At 33.6% G+C, this 20,885-nt stretch carries 14 protein-coding genes; 10 read left to right on the top strand and 4 right to left on the bottom strand.

Going from position 1 to position 20,885, the window contains the following annotated elements; translation table 11 throughout:
• Positions 1 to 241: 241 nt before the first annotated feature.
• The 6 genes from B494_RS0106200 (at position 242) to B494_RS0106175 (ending at position 9,670) form a co-directional block, all read left to right on the top strand.
• Positions 242 to 2,224: a DUF262 domain-containing protein gene (locus B494_RS0106200; RefSeq protein WP_017471513.1), complete on the top strand. Its 1,983-nt coding sequence runs from the start codon at positions 242 to 244 to the stop codon at positions 2,222 to 2,224.
• Between the two features lie 283 nt (positions 2,225 to 2,507).
• Positions 2,508 to 3,719: an ABC-three component system protein gene (locus B494_RS0106195; RefSeq protein WP_017471512.1), complete on the top strand. Its 1,212-nt coding sequence runs from the start codon at positions 2,508 to 2,510 to the stop codon at positions 3,717 to 3,719.
• Between the two features lies 1 nt (position 3,720).
• A complete protein-coding gene (locus B494_RS0106190; protein WP_017471511.1) occupies positions 3,721 to 4,221 on the top strand; it encodes a three component ABC system middle component in 501 nt (166 codons plus the stop codon).
• 1 nt (position 4,222) lies between these two features.
• The gene (locus tag B494_RS0106185; RefSeq protein ID WP_017471510.1) at positions 4,223 to 6,202 is read left to right on the top strand and encodes a DUF3732 domain-containing protein; all 1,980 of its coding nucleotides are present in this window, start codon (positions 4,223 to 4,225) and stop codon (positions 6,200 to 6,202) included.
• Between the two features lie 107 nt (positions 6,203 to 6,309).
• A complete protein-coding gene (locus B494_RS0106180) occupies positions 6,310 to 8,076 on the top strand; it encodes an ATP-dependent nuclease (protein WP_017471509.1) in 1,767 nt (588 codons plus the stop codon).
• Positions 8,063 to 9,670, top strand: a complete 1,608-nt coding sequence (locus B494_RS0106175) for a 3'-5' exonuclease (protein ID WP_017471508.1) — start codon at positions 8,063 to 8,065, stop codon at positions 9,668 to 9,670. The genes B494_RS0106180 and B494_RS0106175 overlap by 14 nt, the downstream gene beginning before the upstream one ends.
• 270 nt (positions 9,671 to 9,940) lie before the next feature.
• Here the strand turns inward: B494_RS0106175 and B494_RS0106170 are convergent, their stop codons facing one another.
• Positions 9,941 to 10,810 (bottom strand): hypothetical protein, encoded by an 870-nt coding sequence (locus tag B494_RS0106170; RefSeq protein ID WP_017471507.1) that lies wholly within the window; start codon positions 10,808 to 10,810, stop codon positions 9,941 to 9,943.
• Positions 10,811 to 10,965: 155 nt separating this feature from the next.
• Between B494_RS0106170 and B494_RS20480 the strand changes: the two genes are divergently transcribed.
• Both B494_RS20480 and B494_RS0106165 read left to right on the top strand, forming a co-directional pair.
• On the top strand, positions 10,966 to 11,160 hold the full coding sequence (locus tag B494_RS20480) for a polymorphic toxin type 50 domain-containing protein (protein WP_241211393.1): 195 nt from the start codon (positions 10,966 to 10,968) through the stop codon (positions 11,158 to 11,160).
• A gap of 23 nt (positions 11,161 to 11,183) precedes the next feature.
• Positions 11,184 to 11,522: a hypothetical protein gene (locus B494_RS0106165; protein WP_017471506.1), complete on the top strand. Its 339-nt coding sequence runs from the start codon at positions 11,184 to 11,186 to the stop codon at positions 11,520 to 11,522.
• A 303-nt stretch (positions 11,523 to 11,825) separates the two neighbouring features.
• On the opposite strand, the gene B494_RS0106160 is transcribed toward B494_RS0106165, so the two are convergent.
• The 3 genes from B494_RS0106160 to B494_RS0106150 all read right to left on the bottom strand — a co-directional run bounded on the left by B494_RS0106160 (position 11,826) and on the right by B494_RS0106150 (position 18,458).
• Positions 11,826 to 14,123, bottom strand: a complete 2,298-nt coding sequence (locus B494_RS0106160; protein ID WP_017471505.1) for a glycoside hydrolase family 3 N-terminal domain-containing protein — start codon at positions 14,121 to 14,123, stop codon at positions 11,826 to 11,828.
• Positions 14,120 to 17,254, bottom strand: a complete 3,135-nt coding sequence (locus B494_RS0106155) for an alpha-mannosidase (RefSeq protein WP_017471504.1) — start codon at positions 17,252 to 17,254, stop codon at positions 14,120 to 14,122. The genes B494_RS0106160 and B494_RS0106155 overlap by 4 nt, the downstream gene beginning before the upstream one ends.
• Before the next feature lie 289 nt (positions 17,255 to 17,543).
• Positions 17,544 to 18,458 (bottom strand): ROK family protein, encoded by a 915-nt coding sequence (locus B494_RS0106150; protein WP_017471503.1) that lies wholly within the window; start codon positions 18,456 to 18,458, stop codon positions 17,544 to 17,546.
• A gap of 529 nt (positions 18,459 to 18,987) precedes the next feature.
• On the opposite strand from B494_RS0106150, the gene B494_RS0106145 reads away from it, so the two are divergent.
• Both B494_RS0106145 and B494_RS0106140 read left to right on the top strand, forming a co-directional pair.
• Positions 18,988 to 19,941, top strand: a complete 954-nt coding sequence (locus B494_RS0106145) for an ABC transporter permease (protein WP_017471502.1) — start codon at positions 18,988 to 18,990, stop codon at positions 19,939 to 19,941.
• A 12-nt stretch (positions 19,942 to 19,953) separates the two neighbouring features.
• Positions 19,954 to 20,862: a carbohydrate ABC transporter permease gene (locus B494_RS0106140; RefSeq protein ID WP_017471501.1), complete on the top strand. Its 909-nt coding sequence runs from the start codon at positions 19,954 to 19,956 to the stop codon at positions 20,860 to 20,862.
• Positions 20,863 to 20,885 lie beyond the last annotated feature (23 nt).

Below are 20,885 nucleotides of genomic sequence, written 5' to 3'. Positions count from 1 at the left end.
CTTTCCATCTTAACAAGGGACAGATTCTTATTTGAGGCGTTTAGCTCAGTCATCATAAGATTACAACTTACAAAAAGCGCTAAGGACTGTAGTAGCATAAATTTGCAGTTTCTTTAGCGTTTTATTTTTTTAGTAATATAGAAAAGAGAAAAATAGGCTAGTACTAATGGATACACTCACAGTCCAGAATAACGTCTATATATTGTACTAAACACTAAATAAATTACATAGGAGGAGTAAAATGAAAGCTGGGGAAAATCATCTATTAAATCTTTTGTCTAATAATGATGTGACATTCTTTATTCCACCATATCAAAGAAATTATGAGTGGGATAAAAATCAGTGCAAAGTATTTTTTAACGATATTAAGAGAACCGCAATAGACAATATTAATGGGCAAGAAAACGAGCATTTTTTTGGGACAATTGTGTACGTAAAGAATGATGCTATATTTGGACAACCAAGTAAACTAGTGCTTACAGATGGACAACAGCGAATCACAACCGCAATGCTATTTTTAGTAGCTATTCGTGAGGTAGTTGATGACGATAATTCTAAAAAGTTTATTAACAACAAATATTTAAAAAACAATAATGTAACTGATGATACAGAATACAAAATCAAATTAAAACAAGTAGAAACTGATTGGGAGGCTTATCGAAATATTATACTCAATTTAAATCTGACAGATGAGAATAAAAAATCTGCGGTGTATTTAAACTATTCTTATTTTGTAAGTGAGTTAAATAAATTGAAAAAAGAAGACGAAATTAGTCTTATAGACATGATATCATATGGTCTTGCTAAGTTCAGTATTGTTACTATTGAGTTACAACCTACCCAAAACAAATGGGAAAATCCTCAGGAAATTTTTGAGTCTATGAACTCTTTAGGAAAACCATTATCATTAGCGGACTTAGTGCGTAACTACTTATTACTTGGTAAAAAACCTGATGTTCAAGATAACTTATACAAAGATTACTGGTTACATATAGAAAAGCAATTACCAGAAGAAGTATCAAATTTTATACGAGATTTTATGCAATTAAGAGCTAGGAAAGCATTAAAAAAAGCAACCGCAAATAATTATAAGGAATTATATGCTGAATTTAAATATTTGTTTGAGGATTCAGAGACTGAAATTTTGTTAAATGACCTGAATAAATATTCAAATTATTATTCATATATTGTCTTGGGAAAACCAAGTGGTAGTTCTAAAATTGACGACAAATTGAGAGACTTACGTACAATAGGCGTAACGATAGTTTATTCATTCCTTCTCGCATTATTAAATAACTGGAAAAATGAAAGACTGAGCGAACAAGATCTTGTTGCTATTTTGGATTCGCTAATAGTTTATTTTTTGAGGAGAAGGATTTTAAAATTAACTCAAGGGGAAAATAAAAATTTCCCACCACTTGTTAAAGAGATAGATAGAATTTCAAGTTCTGTTGATAAAAAACAGTTAATGTTTGAAATTTTGTCAAGTCAAGAGAATTCATTACGTTTGCCCAATGATATAGAGATGACTAGTGAGCTTAATGTAATGAATTTTTATAATTTTAACCAGGTGAAATTCATTCTGTCATTAGTAGAGGAAAAAATCACAAAATCCCGACCTGATAAAAATGATAATACTTTGCAAATTGAGCACATTATGCCACAAAAATTGAACAATACTTGGGAAGAGGAACTTGGAGCGGATTATGAAATTGTTCATCAAGAATATTTAAATAATATTGGTAATTTAACGTTGATTCGCCATAATCAAGAGTTAGGAAATAAATGCTTTAAAGATAAAAAGGGTATTTATAATAATAATGCTGGTTTACAAATTGCTAAAAATAATATAGTAAATCGCGCAAAATGGAATAAGAATAGTATTCAAAATAGAAGTAAATGGCTTATTGAGTTTATGCTCAATGAGGTTCTAAATATTCCTAATGACATGAGGAGAAAAAATAACTTTATACAAAATACTAGTCGTAGATTATCGTTTCAAGAATTAGGGATTATAGGACAAGAAATCAATTATATTTCGGATAAAACAATTGTTGTTAAAGTTGTTGAAGACAAAAAAGTTGAATTTGAAGGGGGAAAATGGAATTTATCACCTTTGACTAGAGAAATAGAATCCAGAAAAGGTACTGTTAACGCATCAGGGTCTTATCAAGGTGCGCAATATTGGGAGTTTGAAGGCATGAAACTTTCTGAAATTATGTGAAATTAGTACTGAATTTTGATGTTTGTAATCAAAATTAAGACTTCGGGTAATTGTTACACTTTAACCAAAATGGTCATATCGAAGGTGATAACCGATACATGTTTATGTTATTCATATAGAGATGACTGGCGTTCACATGCAATCTTGGTTGCTTTAGACGAAATTGAAAGATATATATGAACCTCATGGTGACAATTGAATAAGTTTAATTAACATAGAGTTTAGCGCATATCAGCGGGTAACGCTAAGATCAGCACTGTTAAGAAGTAAAGGGGAATGATTCATGGGAAAAACTAAGATTACTAGTGAAGAAAAAAGACTATCAAATACTCATGTGCCAGATAAAGTTTACGCTTACTCTTTGCAAGTAAGACATGCACTTTATGAATTATTAAGTTGCAAGGATAATGAGACAGTAAGCATAGAGGTTTTAGATGATATTTCTATAAAAAAAGATGATGGAAAAGTTGAAGCAATACAATTAAAAAGTGTCCTTTCAAACAGTAATCCTATTTCTAATCGGGCTCCAGATTTATGGAAAACATTATATAATTGGCTATTATCTGTTAAACATGGGGAGTTAGGTACAGAAAATACTATGTTTAAACTTTTTTTAAATGTTGAAAGAAGTGGTTATATTGCTGATTTGTTTTCATGTGCAGACAATATTGAAAAGGCAGAAGAAGCATGGGAAAAAGCAAGACTTGAGTTTTTCGATGAAGATAATAATGAAAGAAGCTTAGGTAGTCAATATGCTTTATATATTAGATCCTTCTTTAATACAGGAAATCGTACACTTGCATGTAAAATTATTCAAAAATTCTCATTGCAAACCACGGAAGACAATCATACTGTACTACTTTACGATAAGTTTTGTGAGATAGCTGTTATTCCTGAAGACTTAATGGAAAATGTATTTATATTTATGCTCGGTTGGGTTGATAAAAAAACTTCTGAATTAATTGAAGCAGGAAGACCTATGTCTATCAGATATAAAGAATTCAGGGCTCAACTCGTTGCTATTACCCGAGAATTTAATCAAAAGCTAAGTCTCAAAGAACTAGCAACATTACCGACAGATGATCAAATAAAAGACGAATATGATGCACCAAGAAAATATATAAAACAACTGGAATTTGTAGAAAGTGATTATACGGATAAGCTTAAAGCAATTAGTGATTATCTAAGGGCGTCTACTAATAGGTCAATCTGGGCAAAAAGAGGTGATATAAGTGAGAAAAGCCTAAGCGCATATGAAGAAGAACTAATTACTAAATGGGAAAATAAAAAGAGAATAATCAACCTTACCCATAGGGGTTTTTCTCCAGAGGATCAGGGAAAACTACTATACTTACAATGTAAGGATGAAAATGTTAACGTAGATTTTTTGAGTGTACCTGGTTTTTTTACACCAGGTTGTTATCATGCTTTATCCGATGAATTAGCCATAGGTTGGCACCCTGATTATATAAAATTATTCAAAAGGGAATGTTGAGATGGTGGGCAATTTAAATATAGAAATCCAAAATATACAGAATCCAGCCTTCGGTGCTTTTGCAATATGGAATTTTGTTCGTGGTTATTATAGTTTTAATTCGTCATTAACTCCCTTTCCTGTGTTATTCATTGTTATGCCAATTATTTGCCGCGAGGATATGGTAGAAGTCTTAAATAGTACAAACAAGCCATCTGGATTGAGATTCTTTGCAAATAAATTTATGTCTACCAAAGTACTAAAAAATGATGTTATTTCTCAAATACACTTAAGCAGTTCAAACATGAAAGATTTGACTCTAAACTCAATACAGATAGCAATTTATACTTCATTAATAACAATGGACTACGAAAATGCTCTTGTGCTACCTATAACAACTACTGAGCACAGAAATGAGCCAAAATCAATTATAAAATTAGGTAAGTCAGCTGAGAAATTAGGTTTTTGGTGCTCACAATTAACACTTCACGAAATATCCCAAATACTGAAGGTGAGGTTTTAAGGTGAATTTTCAATTGAGGAAACTTATCTTATGGTCAAAAAAGAGTCAGTTTAAACCAAAAGAAATAGATTTTAAACCTGGATTAATAAATATAATTACTGGAGCATCTAGAACTGGTAAATCAGCAATTATACCGATTATTGATTATTGTCTAGGATCTGGTACTTGTTATATACCTGTAAATACAATAAGAAATGCTTGTAGTTGGTTTGGTGTAGTAATTCAAACTGAAAAGAGCCAAATTTTATTAGCGAGACGTGAACCTGGGGTTCAAAAATCCACAGATGATATGTATATTGCAGAAGGCACAAATATATCTATTCCAGTGTTACCTATAAAAAATACAACAAGAGAGAGTGTTAAGAAATATTTAGATGAGTTATCAGGGCTGTCTTTCTTAGATGTTGAAGCTGATACATCTAATAATTTCTATGGAAGGCCCTCATTTAGAGATTTAGTCGCATTTTGTTTTCAGCCTCAAAATATTGTTGCAAATGCAAATACCCTGCTTTATAGAGCGGATACTACTAATCATAGAACAAAACTTATTAATATTTTTCCTTATATCCTTGGTGCTGTCACACCGGATGTTTTAGCAAAACGACATGAAATAAATGAACTCTTAAAAGAGTTGAAGCGTAAAGAAAAAGAAATTGGGAAACTAAAAGAGGTTTCAGAAAAATGGAAGATGGAAATTGGTGGTTGGATATCAACGGCAAAGGAGTTTGGATTGTTAAAAATAACTGATAATCTTGAGGATTTATCTTTCGATGAACAGTTAGATTTACTTACGTCGATTTCAGATAAACGAGCATTTGATTCGAATATTATTAGTGAAAATCTAGAAGCATCATCTCAAGAGATAGTAGCACTTCGTGAAGAAGAAAATCTGGCTTCATTAAAACTGTCTTCATTAAAAAATAGATTTATGGAAATGACGCAACTAATGGAAAGTATAGAGGGATATAGAGAATCGCTAACAATTCAAGTTGAGAGGCTTAATATCTCAAAGTGGTTAAAGAGTCTTAGTAAAGATGAAACTGAATGTCCTATTTTCGGAAAAACAAGTGATCACCCTAAACAACAAATTGAAAAATTTTATGCTAGTTTAATAAAACTTGAAGGGGAGTCAGGATATACAAATGAAATACCAACTGCATTTGAACGAGAATACGAAAGTGTAAGGGCTGAAATTAGAAAACTCTCAGAGCAGCTTGATGCAATACAGAAGAGAATTAAAATCCAAAGCAATATTCGTAATTCTACAGCTGAAGAAAAATATACTATAGAAAACATATCAAGGTTTATAGGTCAGGTTCAATACGCAGGTGAAACATTTAATAATATTGGGGCTGATAGTCAACTTGTTGAGGAAATTACTGATTTAAATAATCGTCTGAAGAACTTACGGTCTCAAGTAAATGAATATTTAATAGAGCAGAAAATAAATTCCGCGCTAAGGAAAATCGAAGGATATACACTCAAATTGATGCCATTACTCGATGCGGAAAGACCAAACGACCCTATAAGAATAGATTACGAGAATCTAACAGTTATTGTGAGTGGGGATAATGGACGTGATGATTATTTATGGGAGATTGGTAGTGGCTCAAACTGGTTAGCATACCATATAGCTGTAACCCTTGGCTTTCAATTGTTTTTTAATGATCAAAAACACTCACCAGTGCCCAATTTTATTGTATATGATCAGCCAAGTCAGGTGTATTTCCCTCAAAAGTTAGCAGCAAAAGAAGGTGAAAAGGATTTGGATCCTAAACTTGATAACGATGAGGATCAAATTGCTGTAAAAAAAATATTCCAGACTATGGCAAAGGTCTTAAGTGATTCCAAAAATGGTATTCAAGTAATAGTGTTAGAACATGCAGATAAAAGTATATGGGGAGATGTTGAGGGAGTATATGAAGTGTGCGAGTGGAGAGGAGAAAATAATAAGCTCATTCCAGAAGAGTGGATTGTTTAATTAATGCCTAAAATAATTTAATCGGTAACTTTTTAAAAATAGTTCTTTATATAGTAACTTATTAAGGTGATAGAATATATAAGATTTTGAAGAAAGGCGGATTAATTGTGCATATATCAAAAGTTTATATTGAAGGCTTTAGAAATTTTAAATGTGCGAATATCAATTTTAACGAAAAATCGTTAGTAATCGGTGCAAATGATGTAGGGAAATCAAACTTGATATATTCTATGAGACTTTTACTGGATAAGAAAATATCCGAAGCGGATTTGGAGCCAAAGGATTCAGATTTCTACATACATAGTAAAACACATAACATCTTCATATTACTAAAATTTATAGATGTTACCGAAGATTGTGTCTTAGGTAAAATAGGTAAATATGTAAGTGAAAAGGGCGAATTATATTTAGCATATAAAGGTGTTCGTAAAGAAACAGGCGAGAAGGATTATCAGCTATTAATAGGTCACACAGAAACAGATTTACAAGAAATTGAATCTAGATACTATTTAAGAGTATTGAATATGGACTATATAGAGAGCAGCAGAGAATTATTTTCTTATATTAGGAAAGAGAAAAAGAATTTATTACTTGAAGCAAAAAAGCAAAGACTAGAAGAGGTTACAGAAAAAGATGAAAAAATTACTAGGAAGATTGAAAAGTCCATCGATATATTAAATGAGCGTCTTTCCCAATTATCCTATATTAATAGTGCGACTGATAATCTAAATAAAGAGCTGATGAATCTATCAATCCATCATATAAATAATAGTATTAAATTTGATGTAGGTGGAACGGATGTAAATGATTTTATTAATAATTTGGAGTTGGTTTCAAGAATAAATGAGAAGAGTCTTGCAGTAGGGGGAGATGGAAGGAATAATCAAATTTATCTTGCCTTAAGAACTTTTAAAAATAGGATAGAAGATGAAGTGCCTTTTGAAGTAACTATTAGCTGTATTGAAGAGCCAGAGGCACATTTACATCCTCACCAACAAAGAAGACTATCCAAATATTTGGTGGAATCTTTAGGGGGTCAAGCTATAATAACTTCTCATTCCCCACAAATTGCTAGCGAATTTTTCCCTAGTTCAATAGTACGTCTTAACTATCAGGATAATGAGACACTCGCGGCAAACGATGGATGTAGTGAGCTGACAGAACAATCTTTAGTTAATTTTGGGTTTAGATTAAATGTTATATCATCAGAAGTTTTCTATTCAAATGTCGTTTTTTTAGTTGAGGGCCCGTCAGAAGTATTATTTTATAAGGCATTAGCAATAGATTTAGGCATTGATTTAGACAAATATAATATTAGTATATTAATGGTCGACGGTGTAGGTTTTGAACCTTATATAGACGTATTAAATAACCTTGATATTAACCGGGTTATAAGAACTGATAATGACATATTCAAAGTACCAAAAAAGGATTATTATCTGTTTTCAGGGGTGCTAAGGGGGATAAAAATATATCAGAACTATTGGGAAAGAAACTCTGAAATGGATAAATTAATTGATGAAAAGAAGGAGACTCTTATTGGAACAAATGACAGGGAAAATTTAACTATAGATGAACTAGATACTATTGCTAGATTTAAAAGGCATCTAATGGAACATGACATTTATTTGTCAAATAGAGATCTTGAATATGACTTGATTGACTCACAAATTCGCCCCATTCTATATGATTATTACAAAGAAGATGATGATGAAAGTATTATTAAAGCAATGCAAAAAAGTAAAGCAACTTCTATGTTTAATTTCTTATTAACAAACCAAGGAAAGTTGAGTGTTCTTAGGGATTCATATATAGCAGATCCTTTATGGCGATGTAAAGAATATGCGGAGGGTCTTTATAATGGTTCCAACTGAAGAACAACAAAAAATTATTGATTATAACAGCAACACAGTAGTCATAGCACAACCTGGAAGTGGTAAGACTTTTACATTAGTAAATAAAATAACAAACATTTTAGCTGAATCACCAATTTATAAGGGGGTAATTGCAATATCCTTTACGGGTAAAGCAAGTCGTGAGCTTGAAAAAAGATGTATGAACGGCGGTATAGATAAAAAAGGAACCTTTTTTGGTACAATGGACAAATTTTATATTTCAGAGATAATATTACCTTTTGGACGACATTTATTTAGCAAGCCTAAAAAGGAATTAGAAATCATTGATAAAGATCACCCACTGTTTAAAAAGTACATTGAGTACGGTGGAGCGGATGACCTGAAGTCCTGGTTTAATAAAAACATGAAGACTTTAAAGTGGTTATACTCAGAAGGTTATGTAATATTAGAATCTGTATCAGAATTAGCAATGGAAGTGTTGTTAAACTCAATGGCCTGTAAAAGATACTTAAGTGCAAGATATAGTCACATTGTCATAGACGAATATCAAGATTCCGGGAGAGACCAACATAAATTATTTATAGAGTTAAATAATTTAGGTTTAATTGGAATTGCAGTAGGGGATATAAATCAATCAATATTTGGCTTTGCTGATAAATCATCTGAATACCTAATTGAACTTGCGCAAAATAAAAGGTTTAAACCTTTCCATATTACCAAAAACCATAGATGTCATCAATCAATTATTAATTACTCAATGAAATTAATTTCTAGAGAATTTAATGATATCATTCAGACAAACGAAAGCAGAATGTATAGAAAAAAAATAATAGGTAATGAGATTGATATAGCTAGATGGCTAGATAATGCAATACCAAAAACTATATCAATGTTTGATGTAGATGATTTTAATAAAGTAGGTATATTAGTAAGAGGTAATCGGACGGGAAGTCTTATTAATGAAGAATTAACTCTTAACCACAAATTTTTTAGTGGAACCCCTTTTGATAATGATTCAAGTTTATGGGGGAACCTTTTTGATAACGTATTAAATTTCATTTTCAATAAAAGATCTACCAAGTATGAGTTTATTGAACAATATTTAAATATTGAACTACAGTTTGGTAAAGCAAAAAGATTAATTAAGTTACTACGCGATGTTGAAGATTTGAACGATTATAAAGAGCCATTGCACCTAATAGATAAATTTATAGAAATTTCCAGTCTAATATATCCTAATGCAGTTAATACGAATTCTGTAAATATACTTCAGAAAATATTAGCAGATAATGATTTGTTAGAAAAATTTAAACCTGCAAATACTAATCAAGTTCAAATTATGACATTACATAAATCTAAGGGGCTAGAATTTGATATTGTATTCCATCTAGATTTATATAAGTACATTATGCCATCTTCATACAATGGTGAATACAGTAGTCCTATTCAAGATTTGAATTTGCATTATGTTGGTATCACAAGAGCAAAAAAAGTCTGCGTTTTATGTACTAGTACTAAAAGGCATAATAGGAATGGGGAAATTTCAGGAGTAGAATCAGAATTTTTGCAGATTCCAAGACTGATTACTTTACGTAATAATTTTATTTTTTGACAAAGCTAAAAACATGAGAAGCGTATAAATTTTTACAACCCTATATTTTATTTGTTACAATTTCACCCTACAAACCGGTACGATGAACCGTACCATAAGTAGAGGCAAAAAATGATGTAAATAAGGTGGAATATTGTTGTCAGAAGCGGGTATTGAAAATGAGTAATCATCTTCATTATCCGTTTCATCATACAACAAATGGATGAGTATAAAGGGTTTGGATGCGTGTCATTTATAGAGTTGCTTAGAATTGCGAAGCTCAAGTATACCTTAACTAAGCAATTCTTTAATTACCACTATAGCTGTAATAGCACAGATAAATAAAAAATCTTTTTTTAAGACTTTTTCTTTCAAGAAGATAGAAGAATAGATAACGCCGTAGAATGAGGTCATATTTAAAAATATCCATCCTAAAGAAGCAGCATTACTTGCTGTTACTATTACGAACGTGAGTTGAGCAATAATGGTTAGAAAACCTCTACCAATATATAGGGAGGCCGCTTTAAAATTGAAAGAAATATTAGATTTTGTAAATTTATTTGTAAATAAGAATAAGACAAAAGAGATAAAAAATCTTATATATAAAGTTACTATAGTAAAACCAATGACTAAATATGGATCTCCCCTGTATTCTGAAACTAAAATAGGCGATAAAAATGATTGAATGACTAATAATGGAACAATGACAACTATACCAAGTAAATATTTATTTATGTCCTTAGAAGAATTTTTTAACCAAAAATATACCATTAACGTAGTAAGTATAGAAATCAGGTATGTAGAAATTTCAAATACACCTGTTGCTAGAAAAACGGCTATGGGAATAAACACGTCGGCTGTTTTTGCAGCAATAGCTGATTCGAAGATTGTCATATTTTTAAATAGATAGGAGTATCCCATTGCCACGAATTGGACTATCAAACTATAAATATATACTTTATAGTCTGTGAATATATCTCCTATAGGAAAATAAAGACTAATGATAAAAACTAACGAAATAGTATACAAATTATTATATAGATTAACATCTATTACTGAATTTTTTTTAATTCCAATTTGGTACCTATCGATAACGCTTATAATCCCTCTTGAAGAAGCTGAAACTATTGCTAGAGCAATTATTACTAAAGTATTGTCCATCCTACACTCCTTATGTTTAGCGGTTTTTCAGATATTCAAACCAATTGACATTACAATTTAAAAAACTAATGTACATTTTTTCAATAACAATTCCATATAGTTAATAATATTAACAAAAATTTCATTTCTACTCAAGATTGCGGTTTAGTTATTTTGTGCTAACTATAAGAAGACAAAGGATTTTGCAATGCACTTTGATAACGCTGCCAAACGGTAAAAAAGAAAGATTAGAATTTGATAAGTTAATTGGAAAATACTATTATCGTGATACTGGTGAATACCTTGAAACTACTAGAGGAATGATTCATTATGGAAAAGGCGGATCGCATATAGTACCATCAAGACCATAAAAACAAAAGAAAAGAGAGTGCATATGGGTTATGACGCTTTAATAGAAACATTAATAAATTATGAAGATAGTGACATGATACTAGAATGGAAAAATGGACTAAGGATTATTGGCGAATTAGATACAGTTTTCGAAACAGACAATGGATTAGATGAGGGAGATATAAATTATACAGAATATGATGCAGTTGTATTTAGAGTAAGTGAAATTTTATCTCATCCTAGTAATAACAAAAGCAGTTTATATAATTGGTTAACACAAGAAAAAGGTTCATTGATTGAAATTTCTCTCTATGATGATCCCCCAAGTGCAATATTTTTAACTGACGGAAAAAGTATATGGAAAAGCGATAGTAAAAAATAAAAACGTTACTTTAAACATTTACCTTGATGGGCTAAATTTCCTTTCAAGGCTTGGCAACCGTCAAGTTCACCCCGCCTTCGCTGGCAATGTCCTGGACGTGCCGATGCGCGTGATGGATAGTGGGCATATAAACAAGAAGTTGGATGGATTAAGTCGAGTTAAATACCAAATTCAATCCATCCAATCTATTGCATAATAAAACGCTAATATTGTAACCATTATTCTTACGTACACAGTTATCCTATACAGCAAGAACATTGCTACTTGAGATAAACGATTGTACGATTTATGCGTTTATACAGTTTAATATATCGTTAATAATACGCTTTGACTTGCTAAAGAGCTATTGCCGACATACCATTGAATTACTTTTGGTTCTAAAACATAGGCAAGGTCCTTGTTCCATGTGCACATATCTTCTTTATCTAAAGTGAAGGTATATGTTATTTTCTCTGAAGGTTTTAAAAATATTTTTTTAAATGCTTTTAATTCTTTTATTCGCGGTGTAATACTTGATTGTTGATCATGTCTATATAGTTGAATTACCTCTGATCCACTTACTTTACCAATGTTTTCAATCGACGTTTTGATGAAGACCTTGTTGCCTTGCTCTAATTCTCTAATGGATATACTTTCATTTGAGATTTCATCGATGCGTAGCTTAAATGTTGTGTAACTTAATCCATAACCAAATGGATAGAGTGGAGAAGTCGTTATATCATGATAATGCAACTGCTGTCCCAAGTCTTTTTTATTGTAGTACACAGGAAGTTGACTTGTGGAGCGGGGAATGGAAATAGGCAACTTCCCGCTCGGAACATTATGACCTAATAACGTACGGGCGATGGCTTCTCCCCCTTCTGCACCAGGATACCAACAGCAGAGAAGCGCATCACATGCTGTACTCAATCCCTCTACAGCGTAGGGTCTCCCTTGGACAAGAAGGCCAACAGTAGGTTTATTTAGTTTTTTAATTGCTTCTATTAATTCCTCTTGAACCCCCCCTAGCCTTAAATCAGCGACATCCATTCCTTCACCGCAGTCCATATCAACCGGTTGATCGTTAGGAAGTGCTGCCCCATTTTTATCGAAAGTAAGATTAAAATCTCTAGAACTACTTCCACCAACAGCTAAGATCACTAAATCGGCGGCTTCTGCTGCAGCTAATGCTTCTGTAAAACCATCTTTACTTTGATCTAAAATGCCACACCCTTTACTATAAGTAATGGTTGCCTTAGGGTTAGCTATTTGAAGTGCTTCATAAATGGATTTAACTTTTCCATCTTGTTGAGTGGCTGTGTAATCACCAAGCAAGTTATATACTGAATCTGCATTTGGTCCAATTAAAGCAATGTTCTTTATTGATGAGTCAAGTGGTAAAATATCATTGTTTTTCAGTAAGACGAGTGATTCTTCAGCCACTTTTAAATTTTTATCTTTGGTTTTTGGGTGAATGACTGTTTCAATAGAGATAGGTTCATCGATATAACGGCTTTCAAATAACCCAAACTCAAACTTTAATGTTAAAATGCGACTAACAGCTTTGTCTATAACCCTTTCATCGAGTAAATGAGCTTTCACGGCATCTTCTAATCTTGTAAAGCTTGTATCCCATAAACTTAGATCAACGCCTGCTTTTAGAGCTGTCGTAGCTGACTTTTCAAAGCTTCCAGTTAATATATTTAGCCGATCAATCGCAACACCGTCTGCCATTACAACACCATTAAAACCCAGCTGTTTTCGTAAAACATCATTAAGAAGATATTCACTTGCATGACATGGGATACCATCAATTTCATTATAAGCAGCCATACATCCTACTGCCCCAGCTTTACTACCAGCTTTCATACCAGGTAAATGAATGTCATGTAATTCGCGTAAGCCGATTGAAGCTGGTGCTGCATTAATGCCACCTTCTCCCGATCCTTGAGCGCTAAAATGTTTTAAGACAGCCCCAATTTGATGCATTGAAGATAGACTCTCTGAGTGCGTGCCTTGAAAACCTTTAACAGCAGCTTCTGTCATTTTAGCAGCTAAACAAGGGTCTTCACCAAAAGATTCTTCCGTCCGTCCCCATCTCGGGTCTCTTGCAATATCAAGAGTTGAAATCAGCCCCAGATGTGCCCCGCGCTTTCTAATCTCTCTAGCAATATCCGAATAAATATCTTGCATGAGTTCTGGATTCCAAGTTGAGCCACTACCAATATTAGTTGGAATGACAGTGCCATCTAGGGCCTGATGTCCGTGTGGGCACTCTTCTGAAAGTAAGGCAGGTATTTTTAATCGCGTATGCTTTTCTATATAGTCCTGTATTTTATTGGCCACTTTTGGACTGTCTAAAGCATTAATCCCATTCTTGTAAGTCTTTTTAGACCATGGATCTGCTCTAAATAAACCATATAGAGCCCCAATTCCTCCCCATTTCGCTACTTCATTTTTAAAAAGATTTGTCAATTCAAATGTGGAGTCATACTTTTTGTAACATTGCCAGCCATATAAATGCTGATTAAGCTGCCCTACCTTTTCTTTTAAGGTCATTTGTTTTAGTAAATGTTCAACACGTATTTTTGTCGGATAAGATTTATCAAGAAAGAGGGTCATTTTTGTTCCTCCTTCAACGTGAAGTAATAGGTTTTTATTTCATAAGGGTTTACCTCTACAGTTAATTGATTAGCCTTCATACCGATATATTCAGGATGTTCTTCAAGTAAATTAGTCTCATAAACTTGGTTAACATTAAAGTTCGGCTGTATTGTTAATTTGTTGCGCCCCCCTGTTGATTCATAGCAACGAACGACAACACCTTGTGAATTTTCAGCTGGTTTAACTGTATCTACAACTACATGCTCAGTATCCACCTCAATAAACGAACCTTTTGATGGTAAACTTCCAACATGGGATTCCGTCGATTTAATCACTACAGGTTGATTAAGCTCATGTCCTGCTCTGACAGTTAATCCTGATTTCCAGTCATTTTCATGCGGATAAAGTGAATAAGTAAAAGCATGTTTACCAATATCTGAATTAGGATCTGGCCATTTTGGTGCACGCAGCAATGATAGTCGAATGGTTCGATCTTTTATATCGTAACCATACTTAGAGTCGTTAAGTAAGCTTATCCCATAATTTGTGTCTGATAAGTCAGCAAAGCGATGACCACATACTTCAAATTGCGCTTGTTCCCAACTGGTATTCTTATGCGTTGGCCGTTCAATTGTACCAAACGGAATTTCATAAGTTGCTTTCTGTGTATAAATGTTAACTGGGAAAGCTACTTTTAGTAATTTATGCTCTTCGTTCCAATCCACATCGGTTCTAAAATCTATGCGTTTATTTACATGTGAAAAAATGATATCTTGAGTCATCGTTGAATGTTCGAACGCATACGAAAATGTAATAATATCTTCTAATTCTGAACTTTGTTTAACGATAACATTTTCTAATTTCACTGAATCGATTGGATATGAATCGTACTCAGGATCAATATCCCAAGCATCCCAATAAAGAGGCCGATCATGGTAAAGTTGAAATGAATTCATCGTTTTACCTTCTTGAACTAATTCACGGTTAGCCTCTTTATCAATTAATGAAACGATTTCACCGTCTTGATTCCATTTAACACGATAGAAAGGGGTTTCCCAATCTCCATTAAATGAAATCATTTCCTCACTAGCAACGTTTCGATGCTGATTCTCAACTAGATAAATAACTTTATAGCCGAATGCGGGAACATCTGTTACATTAATCGTTATTTCTATTTGATCATGATCTAGTGAACGAACAGTGTGTGTATACACCAGTCCTTCACTATCTTTAACTTGAATGGTCTGATGTTCTTTATTAACGTTAATCTTTATCATTGCGTCACGCGTCCATGAAAGACTATTAAAGATAACATATGGTTTTCCATCACTCCGAGTATCAATGAGAGCGGTAAGATAATCAATTGCTCGGTGTCTGATGGCCTTGCCAGCACTGATAATCTGATTATAATCAATAGTTGATTGCTCATAGACCTGTGGGATTGACGTTCCCGGGATAATATCGTGGAATTGATTAAATAACAATAGACGCCATTGATCGTATAAGGTTTTAAAGTCAGGCTGTAAGCCATTAAGCATAGCGAAAGTACTCCAGATTTCTGCTTCTCTATAGAGAAGCTCTGCTTGTCGGTTTGCTTTTTTATTGTAAGCTTGAGATGTATAAGTACCGCGGTGTAATTCGAGATACATATCACCTGTCCAACAAGGAAGCTGTGGTTTAGCTTCTTTAATATTATCGAAAAATTGATGTGCGGAACTGTTAACTATTTTCGGTAGTTCAGGTAAAGTATCAGTTACGTCTAGATAACTAATCATTTCTTTCGTTACGCCACCGCCTCCATCGCCATGTCCGTATAGTAACATTTGTTCGGGATGAACGTCTTTTTGCTTATAACTTTTCCAGTGATCAGCGATTTCTTTTGGATGCGTATATTCGTTAATACCATGATTTAAATAAGAAAGCACACGTGATCCATCTATTCCTTCCCAGTAAAAGAGGTCATATGGAAATTTGTTTGTATCATTCCAATTCATCTTTGTTGTCATGAAATATTCCATATCGGCTTTTTTTAAGATTTGTGGTAGTGATGCACAATAACCGAAAGTGTCAGGAAGCCACTCAATGCGTGGTTTAATGCCAAATTCGGTCTCATAGAAAGAGAGTCCATAAAGTAATTGACGTACGAGTGATTCTCCCGAAGGAATATTTAAATCTGGTTCAACCCACATCCCACCTACCAATTCAAATCGTCCACTTGAAATATGCTCTTTAACACGATTAAAGACATCAGGGAAATGTTCTTTTATATCAGCAAAAGCTTTAGGTTGACTCTGGGCATAAGTGAAATTAGTGTTTCTATCAAGTAATGTACTCATCGTTGAAAACGTACGACTGCATTTTCGAACAGCTTCTTTTGCTGGCCAAAGCCATGCTAGGTCAATATGAGATTGTCCAACCATATGAATGGTTCCATTGGATGGTTTAGTTAATGCTTTCAATTGCGCTGTGAGTTGATCCGTTTGTTCTTTAATAAAAACGTAATCCGACCATTTATTTGCTTCGATATTTTCATTTTGATTCGCAAATTGATCCAGCACTTGAAAAATTTCTATTCTAGTCATGTGATTTTCAGGCAATAAAGCGATGGATTCTAAGTAAGTTTTAAGTGAGAAAATAAGCTTTTCTAATGGTTTATTTCTAGCGATGAGTCTATTATTTATTAGATATAAATCGGCTGGATGATGTTCTGCCGGTTCGTTCTGTTCGTTTAAGTTGTCTTTTGCTTGAGCAATGGGTTGATAGAGCTCTACAGATAAATGAATCGTTGATGACTCACTTTTTGGTAAAGGAACATAATCACGATTACGATCAATACCGTGATAGGGCTTTCCGTTTATAGATACAAGTGCTTCATGAAGTGTTCGTTGAGCTGGATTTCCAAACGTTAATTGCAAACCAAAATCGGTTTGATCCCAATGTTCAGGTATCCTTACTTCCTGTTCCATAAATAATGTTTCACCAGATTTAATTAAATAATCACCTGTTTGAATGGAGAGGTGATCTTTTAGGGTAGAGTAGTGACTTGGTTGAATATATATTGACCGTTTACTTTTCCATGATGCGAGTTCAATAAAATCACTAATAATTAATTGTGATAATTTTTTAATAAATCTATTTAATCGTTGCATTAGTAGATCCCTACTTTCATGTCAATGAGCTTGTAAGTGATACAAAGCTCTCAAATTTTTCGTGCGATTTTAACGTTTTAATAGTGCAACTCCTGGTCTATCATTAAGTTACCCTCACCATTAGTGATGCTTCGATCTGAAGTCCCCGCACACTTTCATCAGCATCTGTTTGATCATAGTCATACAGTCGGTAAGTAACATCCGAGTTTTGATTAATTGATTCCCGCCTCAAATGCGCTCTTTAAATATAGGTAAAAGCAAAAGAGGCGAACTAAACACTGTATTCCTTCTACTTGGTATGTAGAACTAGAGCAGCTGCACCAATTACACCTGCATTCTGCTCAAGTGCTGCAGGAACGATGGCAGTTTCACGATTATCAGGATTTAAAGTGTATTGTTGAACATAGTCACGAATGGGATCAAATAAACTGTCGCCAACTTTTGAAACCCCCCCACCAATAATGATTTTATTAGGTTCAAAGGTGTTGATTAAGGTGACACAAGCAGCACCTAATGTTTGAAAGACTGAATCAAGATAAGAAATGATCTCGTTATGGCTTGACTGATATAATGAAAAGACTTCTTTAGTTGCTAATGGTTTCCCAACAATTTTCGATCCTTCCCTAGCAATAGCTGTACCAGAGGCAATGTGCTCCAAACAGCCTCGTTGACCACAAACACATTGACCAAATGCAGGGTTTATGACGGTATGACCAAAGTCGCCAGCATTTCCTTTAGCACCAGTTAATAATGCATTGTTTGTATATATGCCTGCCCCAATGCCAGTACTAATGGTTAAATAAATAAAATCAGATTCTGACTGACCTGCACCAAGCCACTTTTCAGCTAATGCAGCGGCACTTGCATCATTTTCAAAAAAGATAGGGAGATTGAAATGTTTTTTCATCTCAGCCACGATAGGTACATTTCGCCATTGTGGTAAGTTTGGTGGGTAAGTAATCAACCCTTTTTTTGTATTAATAGGTCCAGGAGCGCCAATTCCGATACCTAAAATTTCACTTAATGCAGTATGTGCTCTGTCTAATAGTTGTAAGGTGTGTTGATAAATTTGTCCAATCATCCTTGTTGGTTTTATTGATTGATCAGTTGGAATCGTTTTTGTAGCTAGTAGTTCTCCTTCAATGGATATTAATCCAATTGCAATTTTTGTACCTCCAATATCAATCCCAATTATTTTAGTCAATTTAAATGACCTCCTCTGTATGCTTTGATAAAACGAACCTTCAATCTGTGGGCGGAAGGCTACAGGACGTGGCGGTCTTAGTCTGTAATCCTTCTTAAAGATGTGGCGGTCTTAGTCTATGATCTTACCCGCCTAAATAGATTTAGCTCTGTTCTCTATTTTGAGGTGGGTGTGTGATAAATGAAAACGCTTAAAGAGAACCTTTATTTAACTCTATAAGTCTATTGGATAGAGTACAATATGTTGAATCGGCAAATTCTTGTCTTTATAAAATCCTGCACCTGTAAATCATAAGAAAGTATGTATCAAGTTATTTGTAAGGGCTTTCTATTATTACATACTGGTCAAAAAAAACACAGATATTCCTTTTGAAACCCTTGTTATTAGTGAATTCTTAAAAGCGTATTAGATGGAAAAGAACAATAAAGAAAATCAACATATTGCAACAATTATTGTATACGCTTACATTTAAATTAGAAAAGCAAAGGCAAGGAAAAGAAAAACGAAAAAGGTTTAGGAGGCTTTAATTATGAAAGAAGTTGTGCCACCCATATCCCCAGCAACGGTTATTGGGAATAAAAAAAAGAAAAACAGAAAGATAATACAAAATTGGCAGCTATACTTATTTATTTTGCCAACCGTTCTATACTTCATAATATTTAAGTACATACCAATGTATGGGATTCAAATTGCATTTAAAGATTACGTTCCTACATTAGGGTTTACTGGAAGTGAATGGGTAGGTTTCGAACATTTTACTCGTTTTTTTAATTCCTATTATTTTTGGGATCTAATTAAAAATACATTAGGTATTAGCATTTACGAGTTAGCTGTAGGCTTTCCGTTACCGATTATACTAGCTTTACTGCTTAATGAGGTTAAAGATAGTGTTTATAAGCGAACGGTTCAAACCGTAACGTATGCCCCGCATTTTATTTCGGTAGTTGTCATTGCGGGTATGATTATTGCATTTTTATCTCCAACAACAGGTATTATAAACAGTTTTATTCAATTGCTTGGATTTGAACCTATTTCATTTATGAGCGATCCCAAATGGTTTAAAACCGTTTATGTATTTTCAGGCGTATGGCAAAGTACAGGATGGGGAACGATCATTTACTTATCAGCCCTCTCAGGTGTAGATCCACAACAACATGAAGCAGCTATTATTGATGGGGCCACACGTTTACAACGTATTTTCTACATTAATATACCGACTATTATTCCAACCATGACGATCCTTTTAATTATGAACCTAGGTAATATTATGGCAATGGGTTTTGAAAAGATTTTACTTCTACAGAATCCTTTAAATAAATCTGCATCTAATGTGATTGCAACATTCGTTTATGAAACGGGTTTATTAGACACTCAATACAGCTTTGCGGCAGCAGTTGGTCTATTTAATGCTGTAATTAATGCGGCACTTCTAATTACAGTTAACTATATTGCTAAGAAAACAAGCGAGACAAGCTTATGGTAGGGGGGCGTTATAGTGGATATTAATAAAATTAACGAAACGAAAGCAGATAAAATGTTTATGGGTTTTGTTTACTTTGCTTTAACCTTTGCATTAATCGTTGTACTTTACCCGTTAATATACATCATAAGCGCATCAATTAGTGACCCTGCAGCTGTTAACTCAGGAGAGATGTGGTTGTGGCCGAAAAATGTTACTTTAGAAGGTTACCGAATTATATTGCAAAATGATGCTATTTGGCGGGGCTACATCATGACTATATTTTACACGGCGTTCGGTACAATGATTAACTTAGTCTTTACGATTCCTACAGCATATGCATTATCAAGGAAAGACTTTTATGGTCGTCGTATCTTTACGATCATGTTTGTTTTAACTATGTTTATTGACGGTGGTCTTATTCCGACATATTTAGTTGTTAGGAATTTAGGGTTAATTGATACAGTGTGGGCAATGGTGTTACCAAATGCTGTAGCATTATGGAACATTATTATTACACGTGTTTATTTCCAGTCAACCATTCCTAGAGGGCTCGAAGAGGCAGCGACAATTGATGGAGCCTCAAACTTTAAATTATTCATCAAAATTATTCTTCCACTATCAGCCCCAATAATTGCTGTTATGGCTTTGTTCTATGGTGTAGGCCATTGGAACAGCTACTTTAATGCTTTGATTTATTTATCCGATCGAAGCTTATATCCGCTTCAATTAGTTTTAAGAGAAATTTTAGTATTACAAGAGATGTCATCCAACAATCTGAACATGTCAGGTCAAGTGGCTGAGTTCCTTCACAGTCAGCAGCAACTAGCTGCCATTATTAAATATGGTGTCATGATTGTATCAACATTACCCATTATCGCCGTTTATCCATTCTTGCAAAAGTACTTTGTTAAAGGGGTAATGATTGGTTCGATTAAAGAATAAAACAAAAAATGTATGTGGTTAAG

The organism is Amphibacillus jilinensis Y1, from assembly GCF_000306965.1.
Taxonomy (GTDB): Bacteria; Bacillota; Bacilli; order Bacillales; family Amphibacillaceae; genus Amphibacillus_C; species Amphibacillus_C jilinensis.
The sequence above is the reverse complement of the archived record's forward strand: the minus strand, read 5'-3'. Positions and strand labels throughout refer to the sequence as shown.

Bases quoted from the DNA above. Each gene is read 5' to 3' on its own strand.
- B494_RS0106200 (WP_017471513.1), top strand. From the start codon at position 242: ATGAAAGCTGGGGAAAATCATCTATTAAATCTTTTGTCTAATAATGAT.
- B494_RS0106170 (WP_017471507.1), bottom strand. From the start codon at position 10,810: ATGGACAATACTTTAGTAATAATTGCTCTAGCAATAGTTTCAGCTTCT.
- B494_RS0106165 (WP_017471506.1), top strand. From the start codon at position 11,184: ATGGGTTATGACGCTTTAATAGAAACATTAATAAATTATGAAGATAGT.
- B494_RS0106145 (WP_017471502.1), top strand. From the start codon at position 18,988: ATGAAAGAAGTTGTGCCACCCATATCCCCAGCAACGGTTATTGGGAAT.
- B494_RS0106160 (WP_017471505.1), bottom strand. From the start codon at position 14,123: ATGACCCTCTTTCTTGATAAATCTTATCCGACAAAAATACGTGTTGAA.
- B494_RS0106175 (WP_017471508.1), top strand. From the start codon at position 8,063: ATGGTTCCAACTGAAGAACAACAAAAAATTATTGATTATAACAGCAAC.
- B494_RS0106190 (WP_017471511.1), top strand. From the start codon at position 3,721: ATGGTGGGCAATTTAAATATAGAAATCCAAAATATACAGAATCCAGCC.
- B494_RS0106155 (WP_017471504.1), bottom strand. From the start codon at position 17,254: ATGCAACGATTAAATAGATTTATTAAAAAATTATCACAATTAATTATT.
- B494_RS0106195 (WP_017471512.1), top strand. From the start codon at position 2,508: ATGGGAAAAACTAAGATTACTAGTGAAGAAAAAAGACTATCAAATACT.